A 23,733-nucleotide genomic window follows, 5' to 3' on the forward strand; every position below is an offset into this window, starting at 1 on the left:
CCGAAAATCCCTCGGATTTTCTCCACCCAATACTCGCTTCACTCGCCCCTTCGGGGTCGTTGGCAGAGCCAACGCTCAAATGCAAGCATTTGTCCCGTAAACGGGCGAGGGGAAAATGAGCGTCAATCACGGTGAAAATAAAAAACATTTTAAAAACCGACCGCACTTTTTCGTTACACGGAAAACGGATATTTAATCGGTTCGTGGCATTGGTAGCCCGTGACTTTAAAATCGTCCATAGTGACCCAGGTTTCCAGGTCTGCCAGGGATTTGATGTCCGGATTAATTTCCAGCGTCGGCGACGGGAACGGTTCGCGTTTTAATTGCACATCGCGCATAAGTTCCAGCTGGTCTTCGTAAATGTGCGCGTTGACGATTTGATGAAACGCCTGCCCTGCTTTTTTGCCGGTAATTTGCGCCATCAAAGCAAGAAACGTGAACACTTGGATTTGGTTGAAATTCAAGCCGAGCGGCACATCACAGGAGCGTTGGTAGCTGGTGAGATATAAAGTGTCGTCAAGCAGGGAAAAAGTGTGGGTGTGCATACAAGGACGCAGGCAGCCCAGATCAAATTCGCCCGGGTTGTAGAATGTCAAAATCTCGCCGCGATCGTCGATACCTTTGCTCAGGTTGTTGACAATTTTGCGTAGCTGATCCAAATGCTCGCCGTTAGGTTTGCGCCAGCTTCTGCCCTGTACGCCGTACACGCGCCCCATATCATCGGTACCTTTACGGTGCGGATTGTTTAACCACGCCTGGTTTTCGTTAGCGTTGGCATCCCAGGTTTTAGTACCGAGCTTGCGAAAATCGGCGGCATTATCGTAGCCGCGAATATAGCCTAAAAATTCGGCGATGGCGGCTTTCCAATAGCTTTTACGGGTGGTAATCAACGGAAATTGATTGTTTACCACGTCGTAGGTCAGGTTGGCGTTAATCACCGTTAAGCAGCGTTTGCCGGTGCGTTCGTTTTCCACCCAAACGCCTTCATCAATAATGCGTCGGCACAAATCTAAATATTGTTTCATTTTTTCACCGCACTTTTTTTGTATGCCCAAAGTATGATTAACATGCCGCCGAGAATCATCGGCAGGCAAAGCAATTGCCCCCGCGTGATGACGTCAAGGAACAGCTCCACGTCCGGCTCGCGTACATATTCGATAATAAAGCGGAAGCAGCCGTAACCGATAAGGAATAAACCCGCTACCGCCCCCATCGGGCGCGGTTTGCGAATAAACCAATTGAGAATCAGGAACAACACCAGCCCTTCCAAAAAGGCTTCGTACAATTGCGACGGGTGGCGAGGCAACAGTAGAGGATCCGTCGGGAAAATCATCGCCCAAGGCACATCCGTTTGGCGTCCCCATAATTCCAGATTGATGAAATTACCGATGCGCCCCATACCCAAGCCGAAAGGAATTAACGGCGCCACAAAATCCGCCGTCGCCCAGAAATTGCGTTTCTGCGCTTTGGAGGTGAGGATCATGGCGATAATCACACCGATTAAGCCACCGTGGAAGGACATACCACCTTCCCAAACGCGGAATAAATACAGCGGATCTTGCAGAAAATGGTCGAGATTATAGAAGAACACATCGCCGATACGCCCGCCTAGAAATACGCCCATGAAACCGTTAAATAACAGGGAATCCACTTGCTCTACGGTCCAGCCGCTGTTCGGTCGTTTGGCGCGACGCACGCCTAACCAGCGGGCAAAAATAAACCCGAGCAGGTACATCAAGCCGTACCAGCGCAGGCCGATAGGACCGAATTCAAAAATGGCGGGGTCGAAATGGGGCAATATAAGATAATCTGAATTCATAACTTTCCTTATTTCAACAACATATTTATCGCCACCACAATTAAAAAGGCGGCAAAGGCTTTCTTCAAGGTCGGCACCGGCAGTTTATTGGTGGCACTGGCGCCGAGTTTGGAGGTAAAAAATGAGGTCACGGTAATGCTCAACACCGCCGGCAAATACACAAAACCGATGGAATACGGCGGCATACCCGGTGCGTTCCAGCCGCTCACCATAAAACTTAACATGCCGGCAATGCCCATTAACATTCCGCAGAACGCGGAAGTACCGATGGCTTTTTTAATATCCACATTGCGCGAGTTTAAAAATGGCACGATAAACCCGCCACCACCGATACCCGCCACGCTGGCTGCCATGCCGATGAGACCACCACCGATAATGGAGGCTAACGGGGTGATTTTCTTATTGGGATCAATGTGTTTTTGTTTAATGGAAAGCACCATTTTTGCCGCTAAATACATCACTAAACAGGCGAATAATTTACTGGAAATTTCGTGCGGTAATTTGCTGATATATTGACTGGAGACAAAAGCGCTGATCATTAAGGCGGGCGCAAAATATTTTAAAGTTGACCACACAACGTTGCCCAGTTTGTGGTGCCGTTGCGCGGAGGAAAAGGCGGTAATCACAATGGTGGCAAAAGAAGTACCAAGTGCGGTTGGCATGAGCAGCGAATCGGGCACACCGACGATAGGCAATAAATACACCAACATCGGCACAATCACCAGCCCACCGCCGATGCCGAATAAACCGGCTAAAAAGCCGGCAATACAACCGGCAAGTAAGCAGAAGAGAAAAAAGGTTAACATAATTATCCTTTGTATTTATATGATGGGCGTTTTGAATGTTTGGAATTGTTGTGTTTTTTCGACGGGGAAACGCGCCTATTTTCTTCCGACGCACTTAGTTCCTTCGGTTGCAATAACCCTTTGTTATTTTCATCAAATAACACCGAGGCGAATTCCTTCATGGCCTTGCGATATACTTCTTTTTTGAAAGACACCACCTGACGCACCGGATACCAAAAACTGACCCAACGCCAACCGTCGAATTCCGGGATTTTGCTGCATTGCATATTGATATTTTTGCTGTCGCCGATGAGTTCCAGTAAAAACCAACGTTGTTTTTGTCCGATACACATTGGTTTAGAATCAGAACGCAACAAACGTTTCGGCAACTTATAACGTAACCAATGTTTGGAAGCATGCAGCACCCGCACATCTTTGCGTGTTAAACCCACCTCCTCAAACAATTCGCGATACATCGCCTGCTCGGGCGTTTCACTACAATTAATTCCGCCCTGCGGAAATTGCCAGGAGTTTTGTCCGTATCTCTTCGCCCACAGCACTTGCCCCTTATTGTTGCAAATAACAATGCCTACATTCGGACGGTAGCCATCGGAGTCGATCACTATCGTATCCTTACTTTTAATCTTTTAAATTCAAACAACGGTGAATTGTTTCACAAACTGCCCGTTAGCACAACTTATTCTTATAAAACGGCAAAAACGAAGCAGCAAATCCACACGCCGTTTTTTGATCCACTTCACAAAACCCGGTTTATCTGTTTTCGCTTTTTGTCGATTTCTTCTACACTTACACCGCGTGTTAATTTATCAAAAGGAGTGATGATGAAAAAAACCATAATCCTCAACGCCCAACTCTCTCATTGCATTGCCACGCTGGGACACACCGACGGTTTAACCCTCTGCGACGCGGCTCTGCCGATCCCCACCCAAGTTGAACGTATCGATCTCGCCTTAACCAAAAACATCCCAAGTTTCCTCGCCTGCTTAGATGCCATCGTCAGCGAAATATTTGTAGAACGGGTGTTACTGGCGCAGAAAATCCAAGAAAAAAGTCCCGAAATTCTGACCGCACTTTTAGCCCGCCTGAACAAACTGGAACAGCAACAAGGCAACCGAATCGCCATAGAATACGTTAGCCACGAGGCGTTCAAACACGCCACCGCGCGAAGCAAAGCTATCGTACGCAGCGGCGAATGCTCGCCATACGCCAATATTATTTTGTATTCCGGCGTGCCGTTTTAACGGAGGCGTTATGCAGCAACCTCTGTTAAAAATCAGCGGCGTTGATAAATCCTTTCCCGGCGTGAAAGCCTTAAGCAACGCCGGTTTGTCCGTGTATGCTGGGCACGCCATGGCGTTAATGGGAGAAAATGGCGCGGGCAAATCCACCCTGATGAAAGTGCTCACCGGCATTTACGACAAAGACACGGGAAGCATTGAATATTTAGGAAAACAAGTGGCGTTTAAAGGTCCGAAAGATTCTCAGGAAGCGGGCATCAGCATTATTCATCAAGAACTCAATTTGGTAGGCAATTTAACCATTGCAGAGAATATTTTTCTCGGACGGGAATTTACCAAACCTTGGGGCGCCATTGATTGGCAACGCATGTATCGGGAAGCGGATAAGTTGTTGGCACGTCTGGGTGTCACCCACAGCAGCCAAACCCTTTGCGCTACGCTTTCCATCGGCGAACAGCAAATGGTGGAGATCGCCAAAGCCCTTAGTTTTGAATCCAAAGTCATTGTTATGGACGAACCCACCGACGCGCTCACCAACACCGAAACGGAAGCCTTATTTAAGGTAATCCGTGAGCTCAAGGCGGAAAATCGCGGCATTGTGTATATTTCCCACCGAATTAAAGAAATTTTTCAGATTTGCGATAATGTCACCGTGTTGCGCGACGGTCAGTTTATCGGCGAAAGTGCGGTGGAAAATTTAGATGAAAATCGTCTTATCGAAATGATGGTGGGTCGTCGTTTAGAAGAACAATATCCGCGTCTGGAACGGGCACCCGGCGAAGTGCGCTTGACGGTAAACCATCTCAGCGGCAGCGGCGTACATGATGTCTCCTTTGCATTGCGCAGCGGCGAGATTCTCGGTATTTCCGGCTTAATGGGCACCGGTCGCAGCGAATTAATGAAAGTGCTTTACGGTGCGCTGCCGCGAGAATCCGGTGAAGTGCGGTTAAATCAACGGGCGATTTTGAATCGTACGCCACAGGAAGGCTTACGTAACGGCATTGTGTATATTTCCGAAGACCGCAAAGGCGACGGGCTGATTTTAGGTATGTCGGTCAAAGAAAATATGTCCCTTACCGCGTTAGATTATTTCGCCAAAACCTTTCATATCGACCGGGCGGCGGAACGCATGGCAGTGGATGATTTTATCATGTTATTCAACATAAAAACGCCAAGCCGGGAGCAACCCATCGGGCTTCTTTCCGGCGGCAATCAACAAAAAGTCTCCATCGCCAAAGGCTTGATGACCCGTCCGCAGGTGCTGATTTTAGATGAGCCAACGCGTGGCGTAGATGTAGGCGTAAAAAAAGAAATTTATCAGCTCATTAATCAATTCAAAGGAGAAGGCATGAGCATTATTTTGGTCTCTTCCGAAATGCCCGAAGTGTTGGGCATGAGCGATCGCATTCTGGTGATGCGGGAAGGACATATCAGCGCCGAATTTCAGCGGGCTGACGCCACACAAAAAAAATTATTGGCAGCCGCCATCGAAAAACTCAATTCACAAGAGGCGATAATATGACTGAACAACAAAATATAAAGTTAGGTAAATTTTTACTGGAACAACGCTCAATTATCGCCTTATTGGTGCTTATTGGCGTCGTGTCGGCGATTAATCCCGATTTTTTCAGCGTGGATAATATTCTCAACATTTTGCGCCAAACCTCGGTAAACGCCATTATCGCCGTCGGCATGACTTTCGTGATTTTAATTGCCGGCATTGATTTATCCGTAGGTTCCATTCTCGCACTGACAGGGGCTTTCGCGGCAAGTATGGTGGGCGCGGAATTGCCGGTGTTATTGGTGATTCCGCTGGTTTTACTCATCGGCACGTTGCTCGGCGGCATCAGCGGCGTGATCGTCGCCAAAGGAAAAGTGCAGGCGTTTATTGCCACCCTAGTAACCATGACGTTATTACGCGGCGTCGCCATGGTTTATACGGACGGTCGCCCGATTAGTACCGGTTTTTCCGATACCGCTGATGCCTTCGCGTTTCTCGGCACCGGCTATTTATTCGTCATCCCGCTTCCGATTTGGTTAATGGCAATCGTGTTTTTAGTGTCTTGGTATGTGCTGAAACACACCAAAATAGGACGCTACATTTACGCCCTCGGCGGCAACGAAGCGGCAACCCGGCTGTCCGGCATCAACGTTAACAAAGTGAAAATTTTCGTATTTGCCGTCAGCGGCTTTCTATCCGCCCTTTCCGGACTTATCGTCACGTCCCGCCTCTCTTCCGCCCAACCCACTGCGGGTGTGTCTTACGAATTAGATGCCATCGCAGCGGTTGTGGTGGGCGGAACCAGTTTAATGGGCGGCAAAGGTCGGGTCATGGGCACACTCATCGGCGCGCTGATTATCGGATTTTTAAATAATGCACTGAATTTACTGATATTTCCTCTTACTATCAAATGATAGCAAAAGCATTGGTTATTCTGATTGCGGTTTTAGCAGATAACTATTTAGGCAGCAAAAAACTTTAATTCACGTTCAAGGAGAAGCGTATGAAAAAACTAACCACATTAGCCACCGCACTTTTATTGAGTTTCAGCACCTCAGCACTGGCGCAGGACACGATCGCCCTCACCGTTTCCACACTGGACAACCCGTTTTTCGTATCCTTAAAAGAAGGTGCGCAGAAAAAAGCCGATGAGCTGGGCTACAAACTGGTGGTGCTGGATTCTCAAAATGACCCGGCGAAGGAGCTGGCAAACGTAGAAGATTTACTGGTGCGCGGCGCGAAAGTGTTGCTGATTAACCCGACCGATTCGGAAGCGGTAAGCAATGCCGTCGCCATCGCCAATCGCAATAAAATTCCGGTTATCACCTTAGACCGTGGTGCGGCAAAAGGCGAAGTGGTGAGCCATATCGCATCCGACAACGTTGCCGGCGGCAAAATGGCAGGCGATTTTATCGCGCAAAAACTTGGTGCCAATGCCAAAGTCATTCAATTAGAAGGCTTGGCGGGCACTTCCGCCGCCCGTGAACGGGGCGAGGGCTTCAAGCAAGCGGTTGCCGAACATAAATTTGATGTACTTGCCAATCAACCGGCTGATTTTGACCGCACGAAAGGCTTAAATGTGATGGAAAATCTGCTTGCCACCAAAGGCACGGTTCAAGCCGTATTCGCTCAAAATGATGAAATGGCATTAGGCGCATTGCGCGCGTTATCCGCCGCCAATAAAAAAGTCCTCGTGGTTGGCTTTGACGGCACCGATGACGGCATGAAAGCGGTAAAAAGCGGAAAAATGGCGGCAACAATCGCTCAACAACCGGCGTTAATCGGCGAACTTGGCGTGGTGACGGCAGACAAATTGCTTAAAGGCGAAAAAGTAGAAGCCAAAATTCCGGTAGATCTCAAAGTCATCAGCGAATAATGCGTCGCCACACAAAAAGTGCGGTCGTTTTTACAAACGTTTTTGAAGAGCGCGCTGTGCGTTCTTTTTTTCAGGAGGGATTATGTGCGCTAAACTCGTTGTGCTCGGCAGCGTTAACGCCGATCATATGATTCGTGTCCCGCGTTTTGCTCGCGCCGGTGAAACGTTACGCGGCTCCGGTTACCGCATTGCTTACGGCGGCAAAGGTGCTAATCAGGCGGTAGCTGCCGCACGGTTAAAAGATCCAAACACGCAGGTGGATTTTATCGCCTGCCTTGGTAACGATGACATAGGTCGTACCATGAAAGCCGCTTTTGCAAAAGACGGCATTAACACGGCGACCATAACTCAAGTTGAGCAGGAAATGACGGGGGTCGCTATGATTCAAGTGGCGGACAACGGCGAAAACAGCATTGTAATTAACGCCGGTGCCAATGCCTGTCTGGACGAACATCTCGTTTCCTGTTATGCCTCGCATATTCAACAAGCGGATGCCTTGTTAATGCAGCTGGAAACCCCTCTTTCGGCAATTTGTAAAGCGGCGCAAATCGCCAAACAAAACGGTACAAAAGTGATTCTTAATCCTGCGCCGGCGCAAGCATTACCGGAAGAATTGCTCCGGCAGTTATATATGATTACACCAAATGAAACGGAAGCGGAAATCCTGACGGACATTAAAGTGGAAGATAAAATCTCGGCAGCACAGGCGGCAAAAAGATTCCATCAACTAGGCGTGCAAATCGTGCTTATTACCCTGGGTGCCAAAGGGGTTTATTTCAGTGAAAATGGTCAGGGGCAAATTATCGGCGGTTTTCGCGTAAAAGCGAAAGACACCACGGCAGCAGGCGATACCTTCAATGGTGCCTTGGCGGTTGCGTTACTGGAAGGAAAAACATTGACGAATGCCATTCGCTTCGCCCACGCAGCGGCGGCAATCAGCGTCACCCGCGAAGGTGCGCAGCCCTCAATTCCGAGCCGTGCGGAAGCCTTGGATTTTCTTGAAAAGCAGGGATAAAAGTGCGGTGATTTTTTACAGCGTTTTTAGATGTAGAAAATCGAAGGATAAAAAACGAACCCTTTAAACAAAGGGCTCACTTTATTGGGAATGGGGATTAAACCACTTCAACTTCAATTGCTGTCGGTCCGCGTTGGGAATTCTGTACGTTATACGCCACATGGTCGCCTTCGTTTAAAGTACGGAAATTGTTACCGACGATGCCGGAGAAATGTACGAATACATCTTTTGAACCATCCGTGGGAGCGATAAAACCAAAGCCTTTTATGGAGTTAAACCATTTTACGGTGCCGTTTAATTTAGACATGTTGTCTTCCTTCTTAAAGTAATGAAATTATATGCTTGCAAAAGCATGAACCGCTAGCGATTTGACTTAAACAGAGATGGATAAATAGAATCTTCAAAGCGCAAATTTAAAACTTGAATGAGGAAGAACCGAAATAACTAACTTACTGAAGTGATTGTCTAGCGTGGAGCGCATTAGAACACACCCGGGAAATGAAAACAATCTATTTTATTGAATTTACATGCTTGTCTAATCAGCTTTCGGTTAAAACGAAAAAAATCCTATCAATTTTTATTGATAGGATTTTGGAATTTGGTGGAGATAATCGGGATCGAACCGACGACCTCTTGAATGCCATTCAAGCGCTCTCCCAACTGAGCTATATCCCCGTAGGTGGCGGCTATAATAGATTCCGCCCCTTTGTCTGTCAATATTAAATTTTCAATTCAATGTTATCAGATTAAATATTAAGCGTTTTGCGCTTTAATAAAATCAATGGCACGTTGAATGCGGTTTAATACGCGTTCGCGTCCGATGCCGACCAGGGTGACATCCATTGACGGCGATTGTCCCGCACCGGTAACGGCAACACGCAAAGGCATCCCCACTTTGCCCATGCCGACCTCTAATTCGGCGGCGGTTTGTTCAATGGCTTCATGAGTGGAATGTAAATCCCAGCCGGAAAGTGCGGTCAGTTTTTCTTTTACTTTTTCGAGGGTCTCTACGGAACCGGCTTTGAAATGTTTTTTAGCCGCTGCTTCATCAAATTCGTCGAATTCTTCAAAGAAATAACGGCTTGCCAGCGCCATTTCCCGTAAAGTTTTGCAGCGATCCGCCAACATGGCAACAATTTCCGTTAATGCCGGACCGTTGGCGGTGTCAATACCAAGATCCTGATATTGCCATGCCAGATGTTTCGCTACATAGTCTGCCGGTAATTCACGAATATAATGATGGTTCAACCACAATAATTTTTCCGTATTAAACGCACTGGCGGATTTGCTGACGGAATGCAAATCGAACAATTCAATCATTTCTTCACGGGTGAAGATTTCCTGATCGCCGTGTCCCCAGCCTAAGCGTACCAAATAGTTGATGAGCGCTTCCGGCAGATAACCTTCGTCGCGATATTGCATGACGCTCACCGCGCCATGGCGTTTGGAAAGTTTTTGCCCGTCATCGCCGTTAATCATGGAAACGTGGGCATACACCGGAATCGGTGCATCGAGCGCTTTTAAGATGTTAATTTGACGTGGGGTGTTGTTAATGTGGTCTTCGCCCCGCACAACATGGGTAATGCCCATGTCCCAGTCATCCACCACCACGCAGAAATTGTAGGTCGGTGATCCGTCGGTGCGACGGATAATCAAATCGTCCAATTCGCTGTTGCTGATTTCAATGCGTCCGCGCACAGCGTCATCAAAAACCACGGAACCTTCCGTCGGATTTTTAAAACGCACAACGTGCGGTTCGTCAGCAGAGTGATAGGCGTGATCACGCAAGCAATGACGGTCATAACGCGGTTTTTCTTTATTTTTCTCTTGTGTATGACGCAACGCATCCAAGCGTTCTTTAGTGCAGTAGCAACGGTATGCCAAGCCTTGTTCAATCATTTGATCAATCACCTGATTGTAACGATCAAAACGTTTGGTTTGATAATACGGACCATGTTCCCATGCCAAATCCAGCCATTCCATCGCTTCTAAAATAGCTTGCGTCGCTTCTGGGGTGGAGCGTTCCAAATCAGTATCTTCGATACGCAACACAAATTCACCATGGTTATGTTTTGCATATAACCAAGAATAAAGTGCGGTTCTGGCACCGCCGACATGTAAATAACCGGTCGGGCTTGGCGCAAAACGGGTACGCACTTTCACATTTGGATCCAAATCAAATAATGCCTCTAATTTCATTTTATAACCCTTTTTCTAATGCAAATAATTGTGCGGTATTGTACTACGGGTTCATTGAATTCATAAGGAAAAATCGTGTTTTATGCCTATTTTTGAAACAACCGACGGATTTTTGGCAAAAATTTGTTGACTGAAATCATTGAGCAATTATAATGCTCGCTCACAACGCTGAGGGCAGTTACGGTTAGCTTAGGTAGGAGAATTCTTGATAGGAAAAGCGCCAAGAGTTCGAAACCGATGTTCTCACCACTTCAAAGTTTCTCAATGTTGTCAATGTAACGACGTGGGCGATTAGCTCAGTTGGGAGAGCACCTCCCTTACAAGGAGGGGGGCACTGGTTCGAGACCGGTATCGCCCACCACTTCTTTACATACTTCCCTAATTTTAAGATTCTAACGTGGGCGATTAGCTCAGTTGGGAGAGCACCTCCCTTACAAGGAGGAGGTCACTGGTTCGAGACCGGTATCGCCCACCACTTAAAATCTTAAAGTGCCGATTCGTCGGGCGATTAGCTCAGTTGGGAGAGCACCTCCCTTACAAGGAGGGGGTCACTGGTTCGAGACCGGTATCGCCCACCACTCACTTCCCCTTTAATTATTTTATTTCAACAGGTTCAGAACATTTATTCTTTTGGCGTAAAGTGATAAAGTACGCCCAATTTTTCAGTTGCATCAACGGATTCATTGAATGAATAAACCAATTAAAAATCAGACCGCACTTTTCATTTCTAACGGCTTGTTACGTTTAGCCGGCAATATTGTCAAAATCCTAAGTTACCCGTTCCACGCGATTTTTCCGAAAAAGCGCTTTACCATTCCGGAATTCAGCCCGGCAAGACACCCAACCAATAAGCCCGGCAAAATCAATAAAGTCATCTGGCAAACCAACTACAGCAACCAAGTTACCTTACCGATTTATTGTAACTATTTGGTCAATCGCCTGTTTTCGCCCGGTTATGATTACCGTTATGTGAGCACCGAAGCGCGCGGCGATTATATTGAAAAAAATGCCGATGCCCGCACATTCGCCGCGTATAGCAAACTTACCGACGGCGCGGCGCAGGCGGATTTCTGGCGTTTATTCACGCTCTACCACGACGGTGGTATTTACATAGACATCGACGGCCATTTGGTCGGCAATTTGGATAAGATGATTGATCCCGAAGACAACGAAGTGCTCATTACGCGCCGTGGTCGTTACACCAATTTCTTTTTAGCCAGTCGCAAAAGCAATCCGTTTTTGAAAGAAACTCTGGACATTATTATTGATAATATCGAAAACCGTCGTATTGACGGCGGCGTGTTTGTCCTCACCGGTCCCGATACGCTCAATAAAGCGCTGGAAAACAAAGATGTCAACACCCGCCGCGATAAATTGACCTGCGCACAAGGCACCTTTGCCAACGAATATTTTCAATATATGGATAAAAAACGCGGCAAATGGATTCACGCGAAAAACGAAGATTTATTAAAATAACCGTCAATTAAGCAAAAAGTGCGGTCACAAAAAGCAGATTTTTGTTGATCGCCTTTTTTGTTTCTGTGATATATTTTTTAACCGATTTCACAAATAACAATCAGAGGGTTCTATGGCACTTTGGGGTGGACGCTTCACGCAAGCTGCGGATAAGCGTTTTAAAAACTTTAACGATTCATTACGCTTTGACTACCGTTTGGCAGAGCAAGACATCGAAGGCTCAATCGGCTGGTCGAAAGCGTTGGTATCCGTGGGCATTTTAGATGTGCAGGAACAACAACAATTAGAACAGGCATTGCACGAATTATTAGTTGAAGTGCGGTCAAATCCGCAAGCGATTTTACAAGATGACGCGGAAGACATCCACAGCTGGGTGGAAAGTAAGCTCATTGATAAGGTAGGCAATTTAGGCAAAAAACTGCACACCGGGCGCAGCCGCAACGACCAAGTGGCACTCGACATCAAAATGTGGTGTAAACAACGGGTTGCCGAATTGCAGCATTCTATCCGTGACTTACAGCGTAAATTGGTGCTCACAGCAGAAAACAATCAGGATGCCGTGATGCCAGGCTACACCCACCTGCAACGCGCCCAACCGATCACCTTTGCCCATTGGTGCATGGCGTATGTGGAAATGCTGGATCGCGATTATTCCCGTTTAGCTGATGCCTACCGTCGCATGAACAGCTGCCCGCTCGGTAGCGGCGCCCTTGCCGGCACGGCATATCCTATCGATCGCGAACGGTTCGCCAAGGATCTGGATTTCGCCTTCGCCACCCGTAACAGCTTGGACAGCGTATCCGATCGCGATCACATTGTGGAACTGCTCTCCGCCGCGTCCCTTAGCATGGTGCATTTATCCCGTTTCGCCGAAGACATGATTATTTTCAACAGCGGCGAATCCAACTTTGTGGAACTCTCCGATCGCGTAACGTCCGGTTCTTCCCTGATGCCGCAAAAGAAAAATCCCGATGCCTGCGAATTGATTCGCGGTAAAGCGGGGCGCGTAATCGGCGCCCTAAACGGCATGCTGATGACACTGAAAGGTTTGCCGTTAGCCTACAACAAAGATATGCAGGAAGACAAAGAAGGCATTTTCGATGCGTTGGATACTTGGCAAGATTGCTTAGATATGGCGTCTTTGGTGTTGGATGATATTAAAGTGAACGTGGAACGCACCCGCGAATCCGCGCTAAAAGGCTACTCTAACGCCACCGAATTGGCAGATTACTTGGTCGCTAAAGGCGTGCCGTTCCGCGATTCCCACCACATTGTGGGCGAGACCGTGGTATATGCCATTAAGCAACACAAGGCGTTAGAAGAATTGACTATTCCGGAATTCCGTCAATTCTGCGAAAAAGTGTCGGACGATGTGTACGATATTCTGTCTCTGCAATCCTGTTTAGACAAACGTGCCGCCAAAGGCGGGGTTTCACCGTTGCGCATTGCCGAAGCCATTGCTGACGCAAAAGCCCGATTTGCGTCGTAAATACGTCGTAAAGTGCGGTCATAAAAAACATCATTTTTTCTGACCGCACTTTTGTTTGTTTTTAGCACCGATTTCACTTACGCGACCCAAAAAACTAAACAGCGTTTAACATAAATATTTTTTTATTAGATAAAATCTAAAACATTTCTATAAAAACAAAATATTCTAATATTTTTCTAGAAAAACATTTGAAATCATCTCCCCGGCTGTTGCATATTGAAAACCGACTTAACAACATAGTTGAGCAACACACAATTCACTCAAATGCAAACAACAACATTCATCTTACAGGAGATTTCTTATGTCTGGTTCGGTCCCTTCCTTAGAAGCATTTTTAGCTAAAGTCGAACAACGCGATGGTAACCAACCTGAATTTTTACAAGCTGTTCGTGAAGTGTTTACTTCCATCTGGCCATTTCTTGAACAAAATCCGAAATATTGTTCCGAAGCCTTATTAGAACGTCTTGTAGAACCTGAACGCGCCATTCAGTTTCGCGTAGCATGGACGGACGATAAAGGTCAAGTGCAAGTCAACCGCGCATTCCGTATTCAATTTAACAGTGCCATCGGTCCGTTCAAAGGCGGCATGCGTTTTCACCCTTCCGTAAACCAATCCATTTTAAAATTCTTAGGGTTTGAACAAATCTTCAAAAACGCCCTAACCACCTTACCGATGGGCGGCGCCAAAGGCGGTTCCGACTTCGATCCGAAAGGCAAAAGCGATGCGGAAGTCATGCGTTTCTGTCAAGCGCTTATGGCGGAACTTTATCGCCATATCGGTCCGGACACCGACATACCGGCAGGAGACATCAGTGTGGGCGGTCGTGAAGTAGGTTATTTAACCGGCATGATGAAAAAACTCTCTAACCAAACCGGCTGCGTATTCACCGGTAAAGGCTTAACCTTCGGCGGTAGCTTAATTCGTCCGGAAGCCACCGGTTACGGCTTGGTTTATTTCGTACAAGCCATGCTGGCGGAAAAAGGTCAGGATTTAAAAGGCAAAACCGTGGCGGTTTCAGGTTCCGGCAACGTGGCGCAATATGCCATCGAAAAAGCGTTGGAATTAGGCGCAAAAGTCATTAGCTGTTCCGACTCTTCGGGCACGGTTGTGGATGAAGAAGGCTTCACCACCGAAAAATTAGCCGCACTGATGGAAATCAAAAATGTGAAACGCGGTCGCGTTAAAGATTACGCCGATCAGTTCGGATTGAAATATGTGGCAGGCGCGCGCCCATGGCACTTAAAAGTGGATGTTGCTCTGCCTTGCGCAACCCAAAACGAATTGGCATTGAGCGACGCGCAAACCCTTATCGCCAACGACGTACAAGTGGTGGCGGAAGGCGCCAATATGCCAACCACCATCGACGCCACCAATGCCTTCATTGACGCCGGCGTATTATTCGGACCGGGCAAAGCAGCGAATGCAGGTGGTGTGGCAACTTCCGGCTTAGAAATGTCGCAAAATGCACAACGTTTAAGCTGGACCCGCGAAGAAGTGGACACGAAATTACACAGCATCATGCTGGATATTCACGCTAACTGTAAAAAATACGGCTCCAACGCCCAAGGCAACATCAACTATGTGGTGGGCGCCAACATCGCCGGTTTCGTGAAAGTCGCCGATGCCATGTTGGCACAAGGGGTGTATTAATCGGTCAGAAAAAACACCGTTGAAAATGACCGCACTTTGATCTGCCCTCCCAAAGAGGACGCCGCCGCCAATCAATTAAAATGCAGGTTTTTATAGGAAAACATTATTTAATCGGAATATTTTTATTCCCGCCGGTTTAACTACATGATGAACCCGGGCGGACGATGAATATATTCGTTATTATTGAGGAGCGTAATTAAGCTTAAGTTAAACAATTTGAGCCCTGTGCAGTGCAGAGCTCAATATTTAACTTAGGTTTAGCTATCCGCCCGGTTTTAGGGTGCAGATCAAAGTGCGATCATTTTCTTTTCTCATTTCTTTTTTCTTGATTAAATCAATTCTAACTATTAATAGTTATTTTTTAATCGTCAAATATTATTAATTTAATAGATTGAGAACTTTTTGCTGGTATTTATAATTTCTGTCAATCGATCATCCATGAAAATGGATATTTTTTACTCTACTACTCAAAAATTAAGGAAACGATTATGTCAGCAAAATGCCCTTTCGATCATAACTCTGCCACATTGACTACCGCTGCCGGCGCGCCGGTGGTGGATAATGACAACACCATGAGTGCCGGCCCCCGCGGCCCGTTACTGTTACAAGATGTTTGGTATCAAGAAAAACTAGCCCACTTTGCCCGCGAGCGCATTCCTGAGCGTGTGGTGCACGCCAAGGGTTCCGCCGCATTCGGTACATTCACCGTCACTCACGACATCACCCAATACACCAAAGCTGCGCTGTTCAGCGAAGTGGGCAAACAAACGGAAGTGCTGTTGCGCTTTTCCACCGTTGCCGGCGAACGCGGTGCTGCCGACGCGGAACGTGATGTACGCGGTTTTTCGTTGAAATTCTACACCGAACAAGGCAACTGGGACTTAGTGGGCAATAACACGCCGGTGTTCTTCATCCGTGACCCGCTCAAATTCCCGGATTTCATTCACACTCAAAAACGCAACCCGCAAACCAACTTACGCGACGCTACCGCCGCATGGGATTTCTGGTCGCGTCATCCTGAATCCATGCACCAAATTATGATTCTGTTCAGCGATCGTGGTATTCCGGCAAGCCTGCGCAATATGAACGGTTACGGCAGCCACACTTACAGCTTTATCAATGCGGACAACGAACGCTTTTGGGTGAAATTCCACTTCAAAACCCAACAAGGTCATAAATTTTTAACCAACGCAGAAGCGGCGAAGGTGGTGGGTGAAGATCGTGAATCCAGCCAACGTGATTTATATGATGCCATTGCCAACGGCAATTTCCCCCGTTGGAACGTGCGAATTCAAATCATGCCGGAAGCCGATGCAGAAAAACACAATTACAGTTTTGACTTAACCAAAGTATGGCCGCACAAAGATTATCCGTTGATTGATGTAGGCGTATTGGAACTGAATCGCAATCCGCAAAACTATTTTGCTGAAGTGGAACAAGCCGCCTTCGCGCCGAACAACAACGTGCCCGGCATCGGCTTCTCGCCCGATCGTATGTTGCAGGGTCGTTTATTCTCTTATCAAGATGCACAACGCTACCGCTTGGGCGTAAACCACCACCAAATTCCGGTGAATGCACCAAAATGCCCGTATCACACCACCCACCGTGACGGTGCAATGCGCGTAGATCACAACGGCGGCACACACCCGAACTATGCTCCAAACCGCTTTGACACCTATGTGCCAACCCACGATCAAGGTCCGTCATTGCAACTGGAACGTGAAGGCGCGCACTTTAATTTCCGTGATTACGACGAAGATTACTACTCACAACCTGCCGCGCTTTACGCCATTATGGACGCCGCCCAACGCGACCGCCTCGCCGGCAACTTCGCCGCCAGCCTGGCAGAAGTCACCGACGATGCCATCGTGGAACACCAGTTGGTACACTTTGAACACGTTAATACGGAATTGGCAAACGCCATTCGCACAAAACTTGCTTGATTCAAATTTAACTCAAGAACCGACCGCACTTTTGCTTCAAAAGTGCGGTCATTTTTTTTAGCCGAATCCATTATAAAACCAACAAGCTTGATCTAATAATACCCAGTGTGCAAATGTTGAAATTCACCAAATTATAGTGTTAAATCTGAACTCATTGTGTGGTTATGCTAAGTAAAGGTTAGAAACAGATTTGTGTAGTCTCCTGACATAAACAAATCCTTCTACTACCTCACCGGAAGCATCGATTCTAAAACGGCATTTTGTTACATAGCGGAACAATTAAAAAAACACTTCCATAAAAAAGCAAGTGAAGAACAAATTTTCTAAGCAATTTAATAAATTAGTAATGTACTGACAGAACACGGCACCTTTAATTTTATTTTTCTAACGAAGAATGTCGCTGTGCCACTAAGTACATTGGGAGCTGAGAAAGCGATGTAAGGCCAAATAATACAAATAGAAAGTGATCTGCCCCCCCAAAAAGTTGGACAGGTTAGTTAACTTAAATATTGAGCTCAGTATTGTATCGGGCTCAATCCTTTTAAATCGGTTTAATTCGTTTTTGGTTGTAATACACAAATTTACCCGGCTCTAATCCTGCCTGTTGATAATAAAAGGTTGAATGAGGCATTTCAGACACTTGCAGCAGGTCATTTAAGGCATGTTTTTCCTTTAACTTTTCGATGACTTTTCTTTTTTCTGCCGTCGTTTTTGATTGTCTAATTCCACTAACTTTTTTAGATTATCAATCTCCTCTTTTGCAAGGGCAGGTTCCCGTTTCAGTTTTTTAAAGGCTTGTGGTGAAAAGTCGCTTGTTTCAAGCCACTTCAATCTGCGTTTTTTTCATTTTGGGTTTCAGAATTTTGGAGATTTTAGGTTTGTGTAAGGTGATTTTACGCCATCAAGCCCTCTTTCACGAAAGGCTTTTCCAATAAATGACTTGAGAACGAGAAATTTAGCCACCTCTCATATACCGAAATCCTGCTCGGTGACTAGCTTGATAATTTTTAAACGAAATTGATAAGAGTAGGACATAATCTGCAACTTAAATTATATGCCGATTTTTTTGGGGTGTAGATCAAAGTGCAGTTGAAAAAACAATCATTTTTTAACCGCACTTTTTCCTATCTATTCAAACTCCAATTCCACCGCACTTTCACCGAACAGTGCCGCCAGTTCGGTGAGCAGTTCGTCCGTCGGGTTGACCGACCATTGCACGCCCATTTTAACCAGCGCTCTGCCCTGCGGGCTTTGGTAGTAAATATGCACCGGCAGCGAATTGCCGCTGTAAGGCTGTAAAATGCTTTTAAATTGTTTAATGAATTGCGGCGTGATTTGTTCTTGCGACAAGCAAATCGCAAGGCTTTTGGCATAACGGGCACGGGCTTCGTCGATGGTCATTAAATCACGCACTGACATACGCAAACCCTGCGAGAAGTCGTCAAAACTTACTTGCCCGGAAACCACAATCACCGTGTCTTTTTGCAGTTTCTCGCCGAATTTTTCCAAGGCTTCGCCAAATAAGGTTAAATCCAACCGGCCGGAGCGATCGTCAATGGTAGCGATGCCGATATGGTTGCCTTTTTTCGTCACCGCAACGCGAGTGTTAATCACCAAACCGCTGGCGGTGCTCATTTGCCCGCGATAATTCGGCACCAGCTCTTTTAAGCGAACGGGGCTGTAATGGGCTAGTTCTTTCAAATAACGGGTTACCGGGTAGCTGCTGAGATACAACCCTAAAGTTTCCCGTTCGCCGTCCAAAATGGTCTTTTCCGTCCAAGGTGCGATGTTGGCATAGGAGTTTTCCACTTCCTCATTAGTTTCCGTCAGCACGCCGAACATATCCACCTGCCCCAAGGCTTCGTCTTTCGCGTGTTGATCGGAAGCGCGCAACGCATCTTCCAAGTTTTGCTGTAACGCGGCGCGATGCGGTCCGAGTTTATCAAAAGCACCGGATTTAATCAGGCTTTCAAAAGTACGACGGTTGATTTTCTTTAAATCTACGCGGGCACATAAGTCGAACAGATTTTTAAAGATCCCGTCTTTTTCCCGCGCTTCCACCAACGCCGCAATAGGGCCTTCACCCACGCCTTTAATGGCGCCGATTCCGTACACGATTTCACCGTTTTCATTCACGCTGAAATGGTGTTTACCGGTGTTAATGTCGGGCGGAACCACTTTCAAGCCCATACGCATACATTCGTCGTATAAGCCCACAATTTTGTCCGTGTTATCCATTTCCGAGGTCATCACCGCTGCCATAAATTCCGCCGGATAATGGGCTTTCAGCCACAGGGTTTGATAAGACACCAACGCATAGGCGGCGGAGTGGGATTTGTTAAAACCGTAACCGGCGAATTTTTCCACCAAGTCGAAGATCTTCATGGCAAGTCCGCCGTCCACGCCGTTTTTCACCGCGCCTTCTTCAAACACGGAACGCTGCTTCGCCATTTCTTCCGGTTTTTTCTTCCCCATGGCACGGCGCAACAAGTCCGCGCCACCCAAAGTATAGCCTGCCAACACTTGAGCGATTTGCATCACCTGTTCCTGATACAAAATAATGCCGTAGGTCGGTTCCAAAATCGGTTTGAGGGATTCATGCTGATAATTGGCATCTGGGTAAGACACTTCCTCGCGTCCGTGTTTGCGGTCGATAAAATTATCCACCATGCCTGATTGCAACGGACCTGGACGGAACAACGCCACCAACGCGATAATGTCTTCAAAACAGTCCGGCTTCAGGCGTTTAATCAAATCTTTCATACCGCGCGATTCCAACTGAAACACCGCCGTGGTTTCCGCATTCAGTAACACATCGAAGGATTGTTGGTCGTCCAACGGAATGGCGCTGATGTCCACCAACAGCTTGCCTTCTTTTTCCATGCGGGCATTAATCATATCCAGCGCCCATTTTATGATGGTCAACGTGCGTAAACCGAGGAAGTCAAACTTCACCAAACCGGCGTGTTCCACGTCATTTTTATCGAAATGGGTGACCGGATGTTTGCCTTCCGAATCGCAATACAGTGGCGAGAAATCCGTGATCAGGGTCGGCGAAATCACCACCCCGCCGGCGTGTTTACCGGCGTTACGCGTGACACCTTCCAGTTTGCGCGCCATGTCGATAATGGCACGCACTTCTTCATCCGCGTCATAAATTTCCTGTAATTTCGGTTCTGCTTCAAAGGCCTTAGCCAAGGTCATGCCCGGATCAGGCGGCACCAGTTTGGAAATGCGATCCACAAAGCCGTAAGGTTGCCCCAGCACCCTCCCCACATCGCGAATTACCGCTTTCGCCGCCATAGTACCGAAGGTAATGATTTGCGACACCGCACCATGCCCGTACATTTCCGCCACATGGTCAATCACGCGGTCGCGTCCGTCCATGCAGAAATCCACGTCGAAGTCAGGCATGGAAACCCGTTCCGGATTGAGGAAACGCTCAAAGAGCAAATCGAATTCCAACGGATCCAAATCGGTAATTTTTAGCGCATATGCCACCAAAGATCCCGCCCCGGAACCACGCCCGGGTCCTACCGGAATGTCATTATCTTTCGACCATTGAATAAACTCCATCACGATCAAAAAATAGCCCGGGAAGCCCATTTGGTTAATCACATCCAGTTCAACCTGTAGCCGTTCATCATATTCCGGGCGGCATTCGGCACGCACCTTCTCATCGGGGAACAACACTTTTAAGCGTTCTTCCAAGCCGTCTTTGGCGCGCTTAACCAGATAATCTTCCGTAGTTAAATCACCGGTCGGAAATTGTGGCAAGAAATATTCGCCCAAACGAATGGTGACATTACAACGCTGCGCAATTAACACCGTATTTTCCAACGCGCTCGGCACGTCGGCGAACAAATCGCACATTTCCTGTTCGGAGCGAAAATATTGTTGTGACGTATAAAGTTTCGGGCGTTTCGGGTCGTCCAAGGTAAAACCGTCATGAATCGCCACGCGAATTTCATGGGCTTCAAAATCCTCCGCCTGCAAAAAGCATACATCATTAGTTGCCACTACCGGCAACTGTTGCTGCTCCGCCAGTTCCAGCGCCGCTTTAATATAGCGTTCTTCGTCAGGGCGACCGGTACGGGTGAGGGTTAAATAGAAATGATCGGGGAAAAATTCACGGTAAAAATCCACCGCACTTTTTAGTTCATCGGGGTTGCTTCTGAGCAATTTCTTGCCCACATCGCCGTTTACCCCGCCGGACAGCACAATCACCCCGGCGCGGTGTTCCACCAGCCACTGCTGATCGATATAAGGCAAATCGGCATAACCGCGTTCATAAGCTTTGGAAAGCAGCAACGTAATGTTTTTATAACCTTCGTTATTCTTCGCCAGCAAGGTTAAACGAAATTTTTCATCGCCGCATAATGCGCTTTGTACCAACACATCCGTCCCGATAATCGGCTTCACACCGGAAGACAACGCCTCGCCGTAAAAGCGTACCAAGCCACAAAAATTGGTGAAATCCGTCAAGCCCACCGCTACCATTCCATTTCCCACACAGGCTTTCACTAACGGTTTCACTTTGGCGATACCGTCAATCATGGAAAAATCACTGTGAACCTGCAAATGAACGAAACGTGGCTGCGACATAAAAATCCTTGGGAAAAATCAGACAAAAGTGCGGTGTATTTTAGCGGTATTTTACGGGGAATTGTAGGGATAATTTGTCTTGATGTCTTGACGTACCGACACAATAAATCCCTACAAAACGCAGTTTTATTGCTAGAGTTTTGATCGTTAATCGGCTATATTAGCGCACAACTGTTAGCTGATTTTGGATTTTTAACCATGGATCTCAATTTTCATTTTATCAATCGCATTCGCCATCAGGCAAAAACGCTGGCAAATCGCACCGCACTTTGCTATTTCAAAGACAATAACCGGCTGGATATTTCCTGGGCGGAGCTGCAACAGCAAGTGGATCACATCTCTTTGGCACTTTTAGCCAATCATATTGATATTCAAGATAAAATCGGTATTTTCGCGCACAATATGCCGCGTTGGACAATCACCGACATTGGTATATTACAGGTGCGTGCGGTGACGGTACCGATTTATGCCACCAACACCGCAAAACAGGCGCAATTCATTATTAACAACGCCGATATGAAGATCATTTTCGCCGGCGATCAGGAACAATACGATCAGGTGATCGACATCGCCGATGAATGCCCTAAGCTTATAAAAATCGTGGCGATGAAAAGCACCATCAATTTGCACGAACACGCCAAAGCCTGTCATTGGCAGGATTTTATTGAAATGGCGGACGAACAATATCGACCGCAATTACAACAGCGGCTGGATGGCAAATCTTTGGCGGATTTATTCACCCTGATTTACACCTCCGGCACCACCGGTGAGCCGAAAGGCGTGATGCTGGATTATGCCAATCTGGCGCACCAGCTGAAGGCGCACGATCAGGCGTTGCAAATAGATGATAGCGATGTGTCCCTTTCCTTCCTGCCGTTATCTCATATTTTTGAGCGGGCTTGGGTGGCGTATGTGCTCCATCGCGGTGCCACTAACTGTTACATTGAAGATACCAACCAAGTGCGGTCGGCATTGACGGAGATTCGTCCGACATTGATGTGTGCCGTGCCACGTTTTTACGAGAAGATTTACACAGCGATTCTGGACAAAGTGCATAACGCACCGAAACTGCGCCAATGGATTTTCAATTGGGCAATTGCCGTCGGGCGTAAACGTTTCGATACCCTTGCCAAGCAACAGAAAATCGGCTTCCCATTAAAACAACAATATGCCCTCGCCGATAAATTGGTGCTCGGTAAACTGCGCGCCTTACTCGGCGGACGCATTCGTATGATGCCGTGCGGCGGCGCCAAATTGGAACCGACCATCGGCTTGTTTTTCCACAGTATCGGCTTAAACATCAAACTGGGTTACGGCATGACGGAAACCACCGCCACCGTTTCCTGCTGGAATGATTTCAGTTTTAATGCCAATTCTATCGGTACTTTGATGCCGGGCGCAGAAGTGAAAATCGGCGAAAACAATGAAATTCTGGTGCGTGGCGGCATGGTGATGAAAGGTTATTATAAAAAACCGCAGGAAACCGCCGACACCTTCACCCCTGACGGTTTCCTGAAAACCGGTGACGCCGGCGAATTCGATGCCGACGGCAATTTATACATCACCGATCGCATCAAAGAACTGATGAAAACCTCCAACGGCAAATATATCGCGCCACAGGTGCTGGAAAGTAAAATCGGCAAAGATAAATTCATCGAACAAATCGCCGTCATCGCCGACGCGAAAAAATACGTCTCCGCCCTTATCGTGCCTTGCTATGCGTCACTGGAAGATTATGCCAAGCAGGTCAACATCAAATATCAGGATCGTTTGGAATTGTTAAGAAATTCGGAGATTATTCAAATGTTAGAACGCCGAATTAATGAATTGCAAAAAGAATTGGCGGGCTGGGAACAAATTAAACGTTTCACCCTTTTGCCCCAAGCCTTCAGCACACAATTGGAAGAAATCACACCGACGTTGAAATTACGACGAAAAGTGATTTTACAGCGTTATAAAGAGCTGATTGAGGCGATGTATAACTAAATGATTCATCATAAAAGTGCGGTGGAAAAATAATGTGTTTTTTCACCGCACTTTTTATATTAATTTCTCTTTATTATTCGTCTTTCAAGTGAATTTTAATAAAAAATTTCAAAAAAGACCTTATTTTTT

16 protein-coding genes, 4 tRNA genes and 2 pseudogenes are annotated in these 23,733 nt (G+C 47.0%); 13 read left to right on the forward strand and 9 right to left on the reverse strand.

The window, feature by feature from the left end:
• Positions 1-173: 173 nt before the first annotated feature.
• The 4 genes from LIN98_RS00625 to rppH are packed head-to-tail and all read right to left on the reverse strand — an operon-like array spanning position 174 to position 3,227.
• Positions 174-1,025: a thymidylate synthase gene (locus tag LIN98_RS00625; RefSeq protein WP_005567929.1), complete on the reverse strand. Its 852-nt coding sequence runs from the start codon at positions 1,023-1,025 to the stop codon at positions 174-176.
• A complete protein-coding gene (gene lgt / locus LIN98_RS00630; protein WP_005547605.1) occupies positions 1,022-1,819 on the reverse strand; it encodes a prolipoprotein diacylglyceryl transferase in 798 nt (265 codons plus the stop codon). The genes LIN98_RS00625 and lgt overlap by 4 nt, the downstream gene beginning before the upstream one ends.
• A gap of 8 nt (positions 1,820-1,827) precedes the next feature.
• Positions 1,828-2,625 carry a sulfite exporter TauE/SafE family protein gene (locus tag LIN98_RS00635; RefSeq protein WP_005567927.1) on the reverse strand — a complete coding sequence of 266 codons (798 nt, stop codon included), beginning with the start codon at positions 2,623-2,625 and terminating at the stop codon, positions 1,828-1,830.
• Positions 2,626-2,627: 2 nt separating this feature from the next.
• Positions 2,628-3,227: an RNA pyrophosphohydrolase gene (gene rppH / locus LIN98_RS00640; RefSeq protein WP_005547610.1), complete on the reverse strand. Its 600-nt coding sequence runs from the start codon at positions 3,225-3,227 to the stop codon at positions 2,628-2,630.
• A gap of 219 nt (positions 3,228-3,446) precedes the next feature.
• Between rppH and rbsD the strand changes: the two genes are divergently transcribed.
• From rbsD to rbsK, 5 genes and pseudogenes are all read left to right on the forward strand, one after another.
• Positions 3,447-3,866 (forward strand): D-ribose pyranase, encoded by a 420-nt coding sequence (rbsD, locus tag LIN98_RS00645; RefSeq protein ID WP_249856128.1) that lies wholly within the window; start codon positions 3,447-3,449, stop codon positions 3,864-3,866.
• Positions 3,867-3,876: 10 nt separating this feature from the next.
• A complete protein-coding gene (gene rbsA, locus LIN98_RS00650; protein WP_148326170.1) occupies positions 3,877-5,385 on the forward strand; it encodes a ribose ABC transporter ATP-binding protein RbsA in 1,509 nt (502 codons plus the stop codon).
• Positions 5,382-6,346: pseudogene (gene rbsC / locus LIN98_RS00655) on the forward strand (ribose ABC transporter permease). The gene rbsA and the pseudogene rbsC overlap by 4 nt, the downstream one beginning before the upstream one ends.
• A 21-nt stretch (positions 6,347-6,367) precedes the next feature.
• On the forward strand, positions 6,368-7,240 hold the full coding sequence (rbsB, locus tag LIN98_RS00660; RefSeq protein ID WP_005567919.1) for a ribose ABC transporter substrate-binding protein RbsB: 873 nt from the start codon (positions 6,368-6,370) through the stop codon (positions 7,238-7,240).
• 82 nt (positions 7,241-7,322) lie between these two features.
• The gene (gene rbsK, locus LIN98_RS00665) at positions 7,323-8,255 is read left to right on the forward strand and encodes a ribokinase (RefSeq protein ID WP_005571634.1); all 933 of its coding nucleotides are present in this window, start codon (positions 7,323-7,325) and stop codon (positions 8,253-8,255) included.
• A 97-nt stretch (positions 8,256-8,352) separates the two neighbouring features.
• On the opposite strand, the gene cspE is transcribed toward rbsK, so the two are convergent.
• From cspE to gltX, 3 genes are all read right to left on the reverse strand, one after another.
• Positions 8,353-8,562 carry a transcription antiterminator/RNA stability regulator CspE gene (gene cspE, locus LIN98_RS00670; protein ID WP_005547622.1) on the reverse strand — a complete coding sequence of 70 codons (210 nt, stop codon included), beginning with the start codon at positions 8,560-8,562 and terminating at the stop codon, positions 8,353-8,355.
• Positions 8,563-8,854: 292 nt separating this feature from the next.
• Positions 8,855-8,930: transfer RNA gene (locus tag LIN98_RS00675), tRNA-Ala, on the reverse strand.
• A gap of 78 nt (positions 8,931-9,008) precedes the next feature.
• Positions 9,009-10,454, reverse strand: a complete 1,446-nt coding sequence (gene gltX, locus LIN98_RS00680) for a glutamate--tRNA ligase (RefSeq protein WP_005571635.1) — start codon at positions 10,452-10,454, stop codon at positions 9,009-9,011.
• Positions 10,455-10,739: 285 nt separating this feature from the next.
• On the opposite strand from gltX, the gene LIN98_RS00685 reads away from it, so the two are divergent.
• From LIN98_RS00685 to LIN98_RS00715, 7 genes are all read left to right on the forward strand, one after another.
• A tRNA-Val gene (locus tag LIN98_RS00685) sits at positions 10,740-10,815 on the forward strand.
• A gap of 38 nt (positions 10,816-10,853) precedes the next feature.
• Positions 10,854-10,929 (forward strand) — tRNA-Val (locus tag LIN98_RS00690).
• A 27-nt stretch (positions 10,930-10,956) separates the two neighbouring features.
• A tRNA-Val gene (locus LIN98_RS00695) sits at positions 10,957-11,032 on the forward strand.
• A 109-nt stretch (positions 11,033-11,141) separates the two neighbouring features.
• Positions 11,142-11,930, forward strand: coding sequence for a glycosyltransferase family 32 protein (locus LIN98_RS00700; RefSeq protein ID WP_249856129.1), 789 nt, complete (start codon positions 11,142-11,144; stop codon positions 11,928-11,930).
• A 112-nt stretch (positions 11,931-12,042) separates the two neighbouring features.
• Positions 12,043-13,419, forward strand: coding sequence for an argininosuccinate lyase (gene argH, locus LIN98_RS00705; protein WP_005568831.1), 1,377 nt, complete (start codon positions 12,043-12,045; stop codon positions 13,417-13,419).
• Between the two features lie 301 nt (positions 13,420-13,720).
• Positions 13,721-15,070 (forward strand): NADP-specific glutamate dehydrogenase, encoded by a 1,350-nt coding sequence (gdhA, locus tag LIN98_RS00710; protein ID WP_249856130.1) that lies wholly within the window; start codon positions 13,721-13,723, stop codon positions 15,068-15,070.
• A gap of 488 nt (positions 15,071-15,558) precedes the next feature.
• Positions 15,559-17,013, forward strand: a complete 1,455-nt coding sequence (locus LIN98_RS00715) for a catalase (protein WP_005570155.1) — start codon at positions 15,559-15,561, stop codon at positions 17,011-17,013.
• Between the two features lie 672 nt (positions 17,014-17,685).
• On the opposite strand, the pseudogene LIN98_RS00720 reads toward LIN98_RS00715, so the two are convergent.
• Positions 17,686-17,976, reverse strand: a pseudogene (locus LIN98_RS00720) (transposase).
• A 165-nt stretch (positions 17,977-18,141) separates the two neighbouring features.
• A complete protein-coding gene (gene dnaE, locus LIN98_RS00725) occupies positions 18,142-21,618 on the reverse strand; it encodes a DNA polymerase III subunit alpha (RefSeq protein WP_249856131.1) in 3,477 nt (1,158 codons plus the stop codon).
• A gap of 198 nt (positions 21,619-21,816) precedes the next feature.
• Here dnaE and LIN98_RS00730 point away from each other — a divergent pair, with 198 nt between their 5' ends.
• On the forward strand, positions 21,817-23,604 hold the full coding sequence (locus LIN98_RS00730) for an AMP-dependent synthetase/ligase (protein WP_061869947.1): 1,788 nt from the start codon (positions 21,817-21,819) through the stop codon (positions 23,602-23,604).
• Positions 23,605-23,733: the final 129 nt, after the last annotated feature.

Source organism: Aggregatibacter actinomycetemcomitans, from assembly GCF_023518055.1.
Taxonomy (GTDB): domain Bacteria; phylum Pseudomonadota; class Gammaproteobacteria; order Enterobacterales; family Pasteurellaceae; genus Aggregatibacter; species Aggregatibacter actinomycetemcomitans.

Coding starts and splice junctions, on each gene's coding strand:
- LIN98_RS00625 (WP_005567929.1), bottom strand. CDS start 1,025: ATGAAACAATATTTAGATTTGTGCCGACGCATTATTGATGAAGGCGTT.
- lgt (WP_005547605.1), bottom strand. CDS start 1,819: ATGAATTCAGATTATCTTATATTGCCCCATTTCGACCCCGCCATTTTT.
- LIN98_RS00635 (WP_005567927.1), bottom strand. CDS start 2,625: ATGTTAACCTTTTTTCTCTTCTGCTTACTTGCCGGTTGTATTGCCGGC.
- rbsD (WP_249856128.1), top strand. CDS start 3,447: ATGAAAAAAACCATAATCCTCAACGCCCAACTCTCTCATTGCATTGCC.
- rbsA (WP_148326170.1), top strand. CDS start 3,877: ATGCAGCAACCTCTGTTAAAAATCAGCGGCGTTGATAAATCCTTTCCC.
- rbsB (WP_005567919.1), top strand. CDS start 6,368: ATGAAAAAACTAACCACATTAGCCACCGCACTTTTATTGAGTTTCAGC.
- rbsK (WP_005571634.1), top strand. CDS start 7,323: ATGTGCGCTAAACTCGTTGTGCTCGGCAGCGTTAACGCCGATCATATG.
- cspE (WP_005547622.1), bottom strand. CDS start 8,562: ATGTCTAAATTAAACGGCACCGTAAAATGGTTTAACTCCATAAAAGGC.
- gltX (WP_005571635.1), bottom strand. CDS start 10,454: ATGAAATTAGAGGCATTATTTGATTTGGATCCAAATGTGAAAGTGCGT.
- LIN98_RS00700 (WP_249856129.1), top strand. CDS start 11,142: ATGAATAAACCAATTAAAAATCAGACCGCACTTTTCATTTCTAACGGC.
- argH (WP_005568831.1), top strand. CDS start 12,043: ATGGCACTTTGGGGTGGACGCTTCACGCAAGCTGCGGATAAGCGTTTT.
- gdhA (WP_249856130.1), top strand. CDS start 13,721: ATGTCTGGTTCGGTCCCTTCCTTAGAAGCATTTTTAGCTAAAGTCGAA.
- LIN98_RS00715 (WP_005570155.1), top strand. CDS start 15,559: ATGTCAGCAAAATGCCCTTTCGATCATAACTCTGCCACATTGACTACC.
- dnaE (WP_249856131.1), bottom strand. CDS start 21,618: ATGTCGCAGCCACGTTTCGTTCATTTGCAGGTTCACAGTGATTTTTCC.
- LIN98_RS00730 (WP_061869947.1), top strand. CDS start 21,817: ATGGATCTCAATTTTCATTTTATCAATCGCATTCGCCATCAGGCAAAA.